The organism is Streptococcus acidominimus (genome assembly GCF_001921825.1).
GTDB classification, from domain to species: domain Bacteria; phylum Bacillota; class Bacilli; order Lactobacillales; family Streptococcaceae; genus Streptococcus; species Streptococcus acidominimus.
Genome location: NZ_MSJL01000058.1, coordinates 1 through 11,711, shown reverse-complemented (window position 1 = coordinate 11,711; position 11,711 = coordinate 1). Strand labels below are relative to the sequence as shown.

Annotated in this window: 16 protein-coding genes; all 16 read right to left on the bottom strand. The window is 40.0% G+C overall.

Going from position 1 to position 11,711, the window contains the following annotated elements; all coding sequences use genetic code 11:
- Window positions 1–394: tyrosine-type recombinase/integrase (locus BU200_RS09435; RefSeq protein ID WP_158015162.1), on the bottom strand; the 394-nt coding region annotated here is incomplete at its 3' end.
- Between the two features lie 169 nt (window positions 395–563).
- A complete protein-coding gene (locus BU200_RS09430; protein ID WP_075099909.1) occupies window positions 564–1,097 on the bottom strand; it encodes a hypothetical protein in 534 nt (177 codons plus the stop codon).
- A 12-nt stretch (window positions 1,098–1,109) separates the two neighbouring features.
- The gene (locus tag BU200_RS09425; protein ID WP_075099908.1) at window positions 1,110–3,188 is read right to left on the bottom strand and encodes a DnaB-like helicase C-terminal domain-containing protein; all 2,079 of its coding nucleotides are present in this window, start codon (window positions 3,186–3,188) and stop codon (window positions 1,110–1,112) included.
- A 3-nt stretch (window positions 3,189–3,191) separates the two neighbouring features.
- Complete coding sequence (locus BU200_RS09420; protein ID WP_075099907.1) at window positions 3,192–3,491, bottom strand: hypothetical protein; 300 nt, start codon at window positions 3,489–3,491, stop codon at window positions 3,192–3,194.
- A 747-nt stretch (window positions 3,492–4,238) separates the two neighbouring features.
- Window positions 4,239–4,514, bottom strand: coding sequence for a hypothetical protein (locus BU200_RS09410; protein WP_075099905.1), 276 nt, complete (start codon window positions 4,512–4,514; stop codon window positions 4,239–4,241).
- A gap of 1 nt (window position 4,515) precedes the next feature.
- On the bottom strand, window positions 4,516–5,259 hold the full coding sequence (locus tag BU200_RS09405; protein WP_075099904.1) for a BRO-N domain-containing protein: 744 nt from the start codon (window positions 5,257–5,259) through the stop codon (window positions 4,516–4,518).
- Window positions 5,260–5,380: 121 nt separating this feature from the next.
- The gene (locus BU200_RS11315) at window positions 5,381–5,548 is read right to left on the bottom strand and encodes a hypothetical protein (protein ID WP_162841234.1); all 168 of its coding nucleotides are present in this window, start codon (window positions 5,546–5,548) and stop codon (window positions 5,381–5,383) included.
- Between the two features lie 284 nt (window positions 5,549–5,832).
- A complete protein-coding gene (locus tag BU200_RS09400; protein ID WP_075099903.1) occupies window positions 5,833–6,180 on the bottom strand; it encodes a type II toxin-antitoxin system RelE/ParE family toxin in 348 nt (115 codons plus the stop codon).
- Window positions 6,170–6,457: a type II toxin-antitoxin system RelB/ParD family antitoxin gene (gene relB, locus BU200_RS09395; RefSeq protein WP_075099902.1), complete on the bottom strand. Its 288-nt coding sequence runs from the start codon at window positions 6,455–6,457 to the stop codon at window positions 6,170–6,172. The genes BU200_RS09400 and relB overlap by 11 nt, the downstream gene beginning before the upstream one ends.
- A gap of 136 nt (window positions 6,458–6,593) precedes the next feature.
- On the bottom strand, window positions 6,594–7,667 hold the full coding sequence (locus tag BU200_RS09390) for a RepB family plasmid replication initiator protein (protein WP_075099901.1): 1,074 nt from the start codon (window positions 7,665–7,667) through the stop codon (window positions 6,594–6,596).
- Window positions 7,657–9,111 (bottom strand): hypothetical protein, encoded by a 1,455-nt coding sequence (locus BU200_RS09385; RefSeq protein ID WP_075099900.1) that lies wholly within the window; start codon window positions 9,109–9,111, stop codon window positions 7,657–7,659. The genes BU200_RS09390 and BU200_RS09385 overlap by 11 nt, the downstream gene beginning before the upstream one ends.
- A gap of 2 nt (window positions 9,112–9,113) precedes the next feature.
- On the bottom strand, window positions 9,114–9,482 hold the full coding sequence (locus BU200_RS11175; protein WP_158015160.1) for a hypothetical protein: 369 nt from the start codon (window positions 9,480–9,482) through the stop codon (window positions 9,114–9,116).
- A 280-nt stretch (window positions 9,483–9,762) separates the two neighbouring features.
- On the bottom strand, window positions 9,763–9,945 hold the full coding sequence (locus tag BU200_RS09375; protein WP_075099898.1) for a helix-turn-helix domain-containing protein: 183 nt from the start codon (window positions 9,943–9,945) through the stop codon (window positions 9,763–9,765).
- The gene (locus BU200_RS09370) at window positions 9,945–10,199 is read right to left on the bottom strand and encodes a hypothetical protein (RefSeq protein WP_075099897.1); all 255 of its coding nucleotides are present in this window, start codon (window positions 10,197–10,199) and stop codon (window positions 9,945–9,947) included. Before BU200_RS09370 ends, BU200_RS09375 begins: the two co-directional genes overlap by 1 nt.
- A 14-nt stretch (window positions 10,200–10,213) precedes the next feature.
- Window positions 10,214–10,978, bottom strand: coding sequence for a ParA family protein (locus tag BU200_RS09365; RefSeq protein WP_075099896.1), 765 nt, complete (start codon window positions 10,976–10,978; stop codon window positions 10,214–10,216).
- Window positions 10,979–11,033: 55 nt separating this feature from the next.
- On the bottom strand, window positions 11,034–11,711 hold a 678-nt coding region (locus BU200_RS09360; RefSeq protein WP_158015158.1), incomplete at its 5' end, for a tyrosine-type recombinase/integrase.

The following is an 11,711-nucleotide window of genomic DNA, read 5'->3' as shown; positions in this document are numbered from 1 at the left end:
CCTCTTTAGCCTGCCTGCTTGTTAGGTAGTCTTTTTTGTGGTTTTTGTCTAACTTAGCCCCTTTAACATGTTCAGCAATGTTTGGGTATAGTCCTTCTTGTGCTGTCCATTTAAAGAATATTCTGGTAGCTGTTATATAGTTTTGTACGGTCGTAGGTTTTAACCCGCTCGCCTTTAAGTCGTCCCTAAAAGCTAGTACGTCTTCCCTCTGTGGTTTTCTAATACCATGTACGCCTATATAGTTAAAAAACTGCCTTAGGGCTTTTGTGTATGTCTCTATTGTCTTGGGGCTAGCGTCTAAATAGCTAATAAATCTTTCAAATGTATCATAGGTTATAGCGGTTGTAACAGCTAACTCTTGCCCCCTATATCCTACTGCTTGTAATTCGTTCATAGCTTTTTACCCTTCTATGTGCATACTGTTGTGTGTATATACTTATCTGTATCTATTATACCGCCTTTTTCTTCTCTTATCAAGTGTTTATTTTCATATATGAGTATATCATAAAAACATAATACTACACAATAAAAGCACCCATTTTACTAGGTGCTTCTGTAATGATCTATAGACTGTCTAGGCGCTTCTGGTGCGCTTGTATCGCTCTTTTTAGCCTTAACTGGTCTGATATATCGCTAGCCTCTTCCAAGCTCTCTATGAGCCGTTTTAGGCGTTTCTGCGTCTCTTGTTTCTCTATCTTTACTGCGCGTGGTTTCCTAAGCCCTACGCCGTAAACTGACTGTATAGCCTCTTTGCTACGCGCCATTAAATCGGGGTCGTTGGTAGTTAATGCTAAGCCCTCTACAGCCTTTAAAAATAGGTCGTATATGTCCTGTCCCTGCTGTAAGCCGTGGTTAATTTCAGCTACTATGCTTGTCGTTAGCCTTTTATTTGCTTGATACTCTTTTAACACGTCCGCGCTTATTGCTAGCTGTTGTTTTCTATGGTCTGCTTTTCTCTGTAAGCTCTGCGCCTCTGGTTTGCTTTCTGCGGGCTTTTTAGGCGCTCTGGGTAGTTCGCTATAGTCTGTTGTTATAGACGTGTCTGCGGGTTTCTTAGGGCTTCCTATGCTGTCTATTTTGCTAAAATCTAACTCCATGTAAGCACGCTCCTACTCACTCTCTTTTCGCCTTATCTCTACTAGGTCGCTACCTTCTACGGGTATAACTTCGTACTCTTCAGTGATTGCTTGATGTTTGTCTGTCTCGCTATCGCTTTCCGCTTGTATATACTTTGGCGCGTCGTTTTCGACAAAATAATTAAACATAGGGTAAAACTCAAACGGCACTTTATCCCCTGTTTTTCCGTTACGGTTTTTCAGGATCACTAATTCAATCTCGCGGGGGCTTTTGCTTTTCGCCTCTGTTGCGTCAAAATCTTTCTGCCCTGCTCCTTTGAGCTGTAGCCCTATAAGTATGTCGCTAGAGTATTCTATAGCCCCGCTTTCTTTAAAGGCTTGCATGCTAACAGCGTTATTGTAATTGTCGCGGTTAAAACTAGAGATACCTATAACGGGCGTTTTAAAGTCCCTGCTTATTCGTTTTAACTCCATGACTGCCTTGTCTGTGTTTTGCTTGTCTGTCGCTCTCTCGTTCGCGGGTGCTAGTATTTGTAAATAGTCTACGATAACTAAGGGGGTGTTACCTGTATAACGCGTATGCTTTTCTACTGTCGCTCTGATTTGGTTTACTCCTAAATCTCCTACGCCCTCTGTTATGTAGATGTGTTTGGCATAACCGCTGTAAGTCTGCACCGCGTTTTTAATAAGCTCTCTTTCTGTGCTGTTGTACTTTTCGTACCTATTCCCCGCTGTGATACCTCTGACTGTTTTAGCGTTCTTCATTTCCCCGCCTGTTTGCAATACTTCCATAACAGTATGACGGCTAATACTTTTAGCCATAATTTCAGCTCTAGCCATTTCTAAGCTAAAAATAAGTACGTCATGCCCTCTACTTGCTACTTGGTCTGCTATCTGGGTAACTAGGGTAGTTTTACCTAAAGATGAAATAGCCCCCACAATATAAAGCCCTTCATAAAAACCGCCGTCTAAACATTTATCCAGAATAGGAAAGCCTGTAGAAATGCTAGGGGTGTTTACGCTGTCTGCAATACCGTTTAGAAAGTCCTGTATGTAGTTATCTGTTGATGTCTCTAAATACTTCTCTTTGTCGTCTCTAGCATTCTTAATAGCGTCTTCAACACGCGCCGTAAAGGCTTCTTTATTCTTTACAAGCATTTCATTAGGATCTTTTACTGCGCCTTCTGTAAGCACCGCTACAGTGTATGGTGTCTTTTGTGCCTGTAAAAGCCCCTCTAGTTCCGCTTGTGTCTTCCTGCCTCTGCTGTCGTTGTCTAGCGCTAGAATTAAAGGGCGCTCTAGTTGCTTATCTCTAACCATTCCTGCTAGCTTCTTAGCGTTGCTGGTACTCCCTAACGCTACAGCTACCCCGCCTACTTCCATAATGCTAAGCGCGTCTATTTCTCCTTCTACGATAAAAATAGGTTTATCCAGATCATCTATAAAAGCCCTGCCGTTAAAAATATCGCTCCCGCCTACCTTTGTTTTTGCGTATTGCTTTTGATAGTCTGGTATATTGTCGCGGGTGTCTCTCGCTAAGTAGCTTGTCTGCGTTACGGGAATAATTAAACGGGGGCTACCTGTTACGTTTTCTGGGGCGTTGGGGTGTTTCCAATTCTCTACGTAGCCAATTTTAAAGCGGTCTAATATCGCCTTGCTTAGCCCTCGTTTTTCGGGGTAGTTAGTAGCCTGTATGTTATCATTAGCTTGCTTGTAAAATGCAAGATAGTTCCCGTTTGTTGGTGTGTGTATACTGTTATGTGTATCTGTATTTTGTGCGGTTTTGTCTTGGTTTTGGTACTCTCTAGCGGGTGCGTCTATAGTCATGTTAAATAACTCTCCTGCTCGTGTAAGTTTGCTATTGTAGTCGTCTATGCCCTCTACGTAGCCTATTAGGTCTAGTGTGTCTCCGCCTTTGTCGCATGCAAAGCATTTCCAACTATTGCCGTCTGGGGTTATCGTAAAAGCTCCTGTAGCATTTCTTCCTGTACCGCTACCACAAAGCGGGCAAACATAGGCTTTTTTATTCCCTTTCCTGCTATGATCTGTAATGCTTTCTACGTACTCTGTTAAGCGCTCTTTTACTGCTTCTGTTGCTGTATGTCTATCCATGTTTTACCCCTCATCATCTAGCGGGTTGTTGCTAGGCTTGAAAATATCGCTATAAATACCGTCCACGTCTAATACTTTTATTAGTTTTTTTATATTAGGCTGTAAGGTGTTATTATTGTAATACGGTATGCCTATCTGGTTTAATACCCTTAATAGGTTTGCTATGGTCGTCTCTGCGTTCGCTAGTGACTGTATCAGCGTTTCTAGGTCTGTTTTCCCTTCTGCTAGCGCTAACTTTGCTCTGTGTTCAGAATAACGGATAAAAAACGCCTCACTAGCTTTAATGTATTCTTCATTCGTCATAACTTTAGCTCCTTTGTGCTTTTTAGCCTTTAAAAAGATAGGCACCCCCGCCCCGCTTCTTTTTACTGGTTTTATTATAGCATTCGCCCGCTCGCTAGAGTTGCGGGCGTGTGCTCTTAATAGTCTTAATAGTTTTAATAGTATTGAAAATTTTGACCCCTTAGAAAGTCAGCCATATCAAGGGTTTACAAAATCGCTTGCTGTTCGCATTATACGCTTTTGCTGTTTGCATTATACGCTTTTGCTGTTTGCATTATACGCTTTTGCTGTTCGCATTATACGCTTTTTTATAAAAATCGGGCTAAAATCTTCGCGATAATAGCCCCTGTTTTTTTAGTGGCTTAACCACTTTTTCCTTGTTTTCCTGTGTCTTTACTATACCTGATTTTTCTTTATACTTGGTTTCTTTTTTTAGCCTAGACTATCCCCAACGGTTGCCCGTTACAGTCTTGTCAGGTTTCCCTGTGGTCTTACAATACTGCGCCAAACGAATAGCCTAGCTGTGTGTAGTTTTCCCGTGTTAGCCTAACGTTCAGTTAGTGGCGGTGCGTCCCTCGGTACTTTTCTGCGTGATGTAGCTTGCTGTGTTTTTCTTGTGTGTGTCTACTAGCCCACGTAAAGCGTAAATAGATACTGCTATAGGCGCGTGATTGCTGTAGTCTTGGTGTTCCTCTAATATTTGTAAAACCTCGTTTACTTGGTTTACAAGCGCTTCATAGTCTACTAAGACGTCATAATAGCTAATACTCATAGAGTGCCCTCCAGCTTTTTCTTTTCAATCGCTTCAAACAACTTACTTGCTACTTCATCAATAGCGCTTATCTCGTTATTTAGAGTTTCAAATATTGCCCCTAAGAATTGACCTGCGTGATACTGGAAAAATTCTGTATCTAATTTACGTAGACTATATAAGGTGTCTGCTCCAGCCTTGTGTAATTCAAGGCTATCTTTAATAGCTAATAAGGATAATGCTAGCTCTTCTAACTGTTTCACGGTCAGTAGCGTTTCTGTTGGTTTTTCCATGTTATGCCCCCTTTAGTACGTCAATAAGTTTTAAAATAGCTTCTAAGGTGCTTATTTTGCCCTCTAGCGTGTCTTTTTCTATTGCCCTATATAAAAGCTCGTTTATGTACTCTAAATCGCTTATAGGCTCTCTGGGGGCGTTTAGCAAGGTGTTTATGTTGATGTGTTGCCCTTCTAACTGTTCTGCCTGCTCTTTAATTAGTTTCCCTTTGGCGTAGTAGCCTTTCTGCCTGATGTCCTTTAAAATAGCTTTAACCTGTGTTTTAAACTGCTTAGCAATAGGTTTACGCGACTGCATAAGCACTTCGTAAAGTCCCTCCTCGGTTAATAGCCATGCTTCTTGGTTACCCCCTAGGGTCGTTATACTATCACGTACCTTCTCGCTACGATCAACGTTTTTTAAAAAATGGTGTATGTTATCTGTTCTGTGTCCTAGCACCTTAGCAATATCTTTAGCTAGAAATAGCGGTCTATCATTCGTGCCATATACTGCTAACGTCGTTTCTAGTACCTGTGTATCTGTTAAATGTTTAATAGCCCCTGTTTTTAAAGGCTTGTTTTCGTCTTCTATCAGCAAGGCTAGGCGGGTTGCTATGTGTTCTGGGATAGCGCCTTTTCCCATGCTGTACTTTTTAGCGGTATCTTGGGCGACGTCTAATAATGTTGCTACTTGCGCCCACGTTAAGCCGTTACGTGCCTTGTATGTTCGTAAAGCGTTTCTAAGTTCTTTTTGAGTTTGTGCCATATAAAAAGCTCCTTTGTTGTGTGACAAAGAAAGCCATTTCTGATAGAATAGATTTCAGAAAAGGTTTTCTTTTCAGGTTTGCCTCGTCCTTTGTTTTCCAGACTGTGGGACGGGCCTTTTTTTATTTTTCAGCGTCTAAAAGTTCTATACCTCGTAGCATTGCCTCAGACTTAGTAAGCCCCTTTTTAGTGGCTACTTCTTCTACCCTGCTAAACTCGCTTTCAGTAACTTTAACAGTAATACGCCTGCTTTTGGGGTTGTCGCTTTTAGGTCTACCTCGTTCAGCCATTTTTTCACCTCTTTTCTATATATCGGCTGTACCTATATTATATAACAGTACAGCCATAATTTCAACCCCTTTTTTATAAAATTTTACAAAAAAACGCCCCCTAATAATGACTGAAAACGTCCATTTTTGGCTCTCTGCGCGTGTTTTTGTGTACTCTGGTATAAATAGGCGTACCGCTCGTAAAACGCCCTACAGCGCTTATTTTGGGGGCTACAGCTACTATATTCTACTGTACTTTACTGTATTTTAACTTGATACAATAAAAACGCCCTTTTTTAAGGCGTTTACTTTTTCTTAAATAGTCTGATATAGTCTTGTTTGCTATGGATAATATCAGAAACAAACACGGCTTTTTTATCCTCTAAAATGTGATAGAAAGCTAGGTAGTCCCCTAAAACAATGCAACGGGTATTATAGGGCGGGTAAATGGTCTCCCCTACCCTTTCATCTGCGTTAAATCCTGCTTCTGGGAAAATCTCCAGACGCTCTAAACCGTAAAGGATATTATTAACGGTGTTAGCCCCTGCCTGTTCTGAAAAGTAAGTAGTTTCAATATAGTTTTTTATCGCCTTTAGTTGATCTTGTACGGTTTCAGGAATAATAAGGCTATAGTTTTTGTTGTCAGATACCAAGGTTAGCCCTCACTTCACTAGCACTATATACTCGCCCATTTTCTAAATCGTTAAAGCTCTTAGCAATTTCAGCCCGTAAGCCTGCAAGTAATTCAGCCCGTTCTTTATCGGTGTCAGTCTCAAATGGTAGGGCTTTATTTTCTACGATATTTTCTAAAAACAAATTAAAGCTAGCGGTCATGTCAAGGTTTTGTGCTGTGATAATCGCTTTAGCTTTCTCTAATAGTTCGCTGTTGGTTTTAAAATTGACTTGTGTATTTTTTTCTAAAACGTGCATAGTAGCACCTCCTTTCTGGTATTATATCACTTTAAAATATACTTGTATAGTCGCGTATAGTCACGCGCATTCTTGCATAGTTTGTATATGTGTATACTGATAAATGTATATCCAATAAAAAAGGGTAGCTGTCAGGCTACTCCTCTTTTTTTGTATCTGTCTTTTTTGCTTTCCTACGTGCTGTAGTTTTGGCTTTTTTAGCTTCAATTCGCTGTGTTGGATCTGGCGCGCCTAGTATATCAAACTTTATGTATAGCTTGCTAAATGTTTCATAGTCTGCCATCTCTAACTGTTTCTCTGTCAGCGGTACGCCTTTACTGTTGCTGTATTCCCAACTAATAACCCCTTCTATAGCGTCTAAAGCCTTCTCTAAAGCGCTTTTAATACGTCTGCCCCATGCTCTATCAGTTCCCATAACTTCGGTTATTGTTGGTATTTCTGGGGCACTTTCAAGCAACTTAGCAACGCTTATAATGTTAGATGTCCCTTTTTTGTGGTTATTGTCTATGCTGTGGTGTAGCGCTAATTTACGGGCTATAGGGTAAGCGTTAGGGTTACGCTCGCTAATAGCTAGTAGGTCTAGCGGGTACTGCATAATGTAAGACTGGTTTAAATAGTGAGCCATGCTAGTAGTAAATGTAAATGACGCTACGCCCCGTTTTATTCCCTGTGCTTCACAAATTCGCATTTTAGCATAGTCTTCCACTTTATCCCTGCTCTTTTCTTTCCACTCTAAAGAAATGCTGTAAAGTGTGTCTAATTCAGCTTTTAAACGTCTTCTTACTTGATCGCGGGTATTCTTACTATCTGGGTTAGCTACCCCTAAATACCCCATATAATCATCTATAGAGAATGTAACGGTATTTTGCAAGTTTGTTATGTCTTTGTCCCTGTAGTGGTTGTTTTTGGCCAAACCTACCGCTAAAAAGTCTAATAGCTTCACTACCCCAACTTTAAGGCTTTTCTTGTTTGAGTATTTCTCTATAAATACTTTAAAGTCCCCGTTTTCTATAGTTGCTTCATTGTCAGCAAGCGGGTTAATCCTGGTAGGCTCTGCATTACGCCCAATTATAGCAAGGGTATTAGTAGCTGTGCCGTTAAGCATAGGGGCAAAGCTAGGGGTTTCTAGTGGTTTGGTAATAACTGTTTCTGGGATATAAGCGGGTTTGTTACTGCCTTTTAGTAGTTCTTTAAAGGTGTTATTTGTCATACTCTACCCCCTCTAAAATAGGGTGTAAACTATCGTTTATATTCCTGTTTTTATCATCTTTAAATACCTTTAAATCTGCCATAATTTCAACTTTTAGGGCGTTTATTTCATCTTCTGGTATTTTGTAACTTTCCAAATTCATAGGCGGTAAAAGTTGTTCTAAAGCTCCGCGCCTATCTATAGCTTCTTTGCTGTCTCGGTAGTAAGTCATATTTATAGTTCTTACTATATGTTGGATATAATCAAACAAAGAATTTACCCGCTCTAATACGTCTTGTGAGCCCTGTTTAAATACTTTTATTTCGGGCATGTCTAGCCCTTCTGCAAGTAGTTCTATAGTAGTGTCGTATTTTAATAATTCCTGATAGCAAAATTTAAGTTCAGTATAACTATTTTGCACCATCTCTACTAAATTTTCTCCGTCTGGGGTACCCTGCAAAATCCCGCCTAACCCTAATATTTTGTCTCTTTCCTCAAGTGTAGTAAAGGGTTTTAAATAGTGGTTATAATTCTCTGCTAGAAAAGCCACCCCGCCATTTTGGTAGTTGGGGTTTTCGGCATACAAGGTATTTTCTATGCTTTTGCGATAATTAAAGCAATTCTTTAAATAGGCATCTTCCATTGTCAATAACGGTTTTTTCATATCATCTAATGTTAGATCAGGCAAAGAAAGTGTCTTTTTAATTTCTTCTAAAGCTGTTGTAGCTAAGTCTGAAAAGTCTTCTAAAAAAGCCTCTTTTTCTTCTTCTATTTCCTGCTCTGTTTTACCTTCAACATTGTTAAAAAGTCCGCTATATAATTCGCCTAAAAAAACGTCCTCTATAATTTCTGCTTTAGTTAGTTCTGCTAGTCCCTCTAGGTTTTCGTTACCTGTCGCTTCTTCCCAATGACTTTTTAAAAAATCCCGCGCCTTAGGCGCCTCTTTTTTGTAAGTCTTAAGTATTTTTTTTACTTTTTTGCTATCGTCGCTGTAAATAAACTGATCTATTATTTCTGCAAGCGTATAGTGCGGGCTGTGCTTTTTTGTGTACGATTTTAGTAGTTTAAGGGTATCTTTTTCAAACTGTTCTCTAGTTGTAATAATAGGTAATTTACTGCGATCGTAAAAACTTTCTTGTATGTTTCTAATGTTTTCCGCGATAATTGTAATAGTTTTTATTTCAGATAAGCTAGTAGAGTATACGCTGTTGGTTATTGCTACATACTTCCCTAACCAATGCTCTAAAGCAATATAGCGGTTATATATTTCTCCATTCATGCGGTTGTCATATGAAATATTGCTAACCATTGCTTCTAATTCGTTCTGGCTAAAAATTGGCTTAGGTTTTCTATTCCCTTTCATAGCCTCGGTATAGCTGTGTATGCTATTTTTTAGAATTAAGCGCCCGACTTCTTCGCCTGTCCAGCCTTTTTTATCGGTTATTTTTATTTTGCTTCTAACCATATTTAACTCCTACTCTTTAGCACGCTTTCAACCATTGCTAATTTCTCCTGCAACTCTACAGCGTCAAATGCTTTTAATAGGTTTGCTAGTATGGTGCTTTCTCTATTAGCCTGTTCTTGTGATACTTCCCCACGTTGTACGCGCTCTAGCAAGCTCCCTAGCGCTTTTAAAATGTCTTGCGCGGTCATTTGTTCGCTAAAATCTGTTACAGCGCTCGTATGCACGTATTCAGCTTTTAAAGCCTCGGTATATTTTAATTTAAAGTCTAGCAACTTCTCTAAAGGCACTTCTGCAAGGTCTGCCTGATCCAATGTATTGTCTATTCTATCTAGTATGTCTCCTAGCTTCTTAATGCGGGCTTCTTTAGTCATGTAGTACGTGTCGTATAACTCGTTTAGTTGTTCCTGCTTTAAGTCTGCTATAGCTGTCTTTAATTCTTTTTCCCACGCGCTACAAGTTGACTTACTAATGTTCAACTCTTTGGCTATGTATTCAAATGTTTTCCCCTGCGCTCGTAGGGCTATAAACTCTGTTTTAGTCTCTTGGCTCTTCAAATGTTTTTTACCTCCTGTTTTAGTCTGTTTCTACTTCCGCTAATACTAATTTCCAGAAATAGAGATATTTCAGCTAGCTAGTTATAAATGCTTTTTCCTAGCCTTTTTTCTTTGTTCCGTGTTCTATAAAGTCTTGTAAATTTGCCTCGCTTACACGCCAATACTTACCCATTTTTACGGCTTTTAAGTCTCCGTTTTTGATGTAGTTGTAAATTGTCCTGCGTGTAACCTTTAAAATGTCTTCTACTTCTTCTAGGGTGTATGTGTTTAAATTTGCCATTATTTAACTACCTTCTCTAACAATTCGTGTATCAAGTTATTTACGCTAGTTCCTTCTTCTACTGCGCGTGTTTTCAGTAAATCATATAGACTAGGTTGCATTAGCAACTGTAACCGCCTGCTTTTCTTTTCTATGTACGCGGGGTTTACTTTGTAACCCTCTGGGGCTGTCTCTTTCTTCGGTTGTTCAGCGTCTTGGGTACTGATAAATTGTAAAGCGGGGTTAGCTATGCTTGAAAAGTCTTTCTTAGCCATGTGATCATACTCCTTTAAAAAATGATGTCTGTTTCTATCTCTTCTACTAGCGCTGTATAATCTTTGCTAGCGTTGCTCTTTGGTGCGTATGTGTAAAGATTTTGCTTGACTGCCTGCGCTTCTTTAACGGCTATATTTTCGCGTATACGGGTTTTAAACACTTTTGTATCTAATTGCCCTGCTGTGTTCTCTAATAGGTCTGTAAGCTCTTTTGTGAGCGTTGAGCGTGCGTTATATCTAGTTAATACGATACCTAGCACTTTTAAAGCTGGGTTAGTGTACTTTTGCACCACTTGGATAGTGCTGTTAAGCTGTGAAATACCCTGTAAGCTGTATATGTCAGCTTGTGCGGGTATAATAGCAAAGTCGCTAGCGGTTAAAGCGTTAATAGTCAATATTCCTAACGCTGGCGGGGTGTCTATGACTATGTAATCATAATTATTAGACTTGCTAACAAACTCTAGCGCCTCTTTCAGTTTATACTCTTTTCCTGTTGATGTTAAAATACTGTCTGCCCCACTTAGTGCGGGTGTGCTTGGTATAATGTCCCCTAGCTCTGTGTGTTGTATCTCCTGCGGGGCTGTTTCTGGCCTCTGTAAAATGCCTAGCGTGTTATAGCCGTCTGTATTCCCGTTAAGTGTGTAACTAATATTCCCTTGTGCGTCCAGATCAATAAACAGCACGCTATACTTTTTAGCTTGTAAGCCATGCCCTAAAGCTAGGGCGGTTGTGCTTTTACCTACCCCGCCTTTCTGATTGATAACAGTTATAACTTTCATTGTTAACCCCTTTTATGTTGTGTATGTGTTTGTGTGTATAGTAATATCTGTATGTTTAAAATATAGCACTTGAAATAGCGTCACTACAGCCGTTTTTAGCTTGATCTAGTGCGTGGTTATAAATCATAGTTGTATTTAAGTTAGCGTGCCTAGCAAACTGTTGCACCTCTGTTATTTCACGCCCTGCAAGTAAAGCTAGCGTTATTGCTGTATGCCGTAGGCTGTGAGCTGTTAACCTCGCGCTGTCATACCCTGCGTTTCTTAGGGCGGTTTTTACCACCCCGCTAACAGTACGTGTAGTAATTCGCTTACCTTTGCTATTATTGCTAGTGCTTGTAAACAGCGGTTGCCCTTCTTCTACGTTCTCACGCGCTTTTAGGTATGATCTAATAGCTTTTTCTACTGGTGCGCTAATCTTGATATACTCGGTTTTTTCCTCGCGCCCTTTACCTTGGATATATAATACAGTGCTTTCCCCTACTGTTCTTAGGTCTTCTACGTCAGCTCTTGATACTTCTATAGTGCGTAGCCCCCCTGTAACCATTAAAGAAAGTATAGCGTAGTTTCTTAACCCTTCCTCGCTATCTGTTTGCACTCCTGCTAGCACCTCTTTAGCCTGCCTGCTTGTTAGGTAGTCTTTTTTGTGGTTTTTGTCTAACTTAGCCCCTTTAACATGTTCAGCAATGTTTGGGTATAGTCCTTCTTGTGCTGTCCATTTAAAGAATATTCTGGT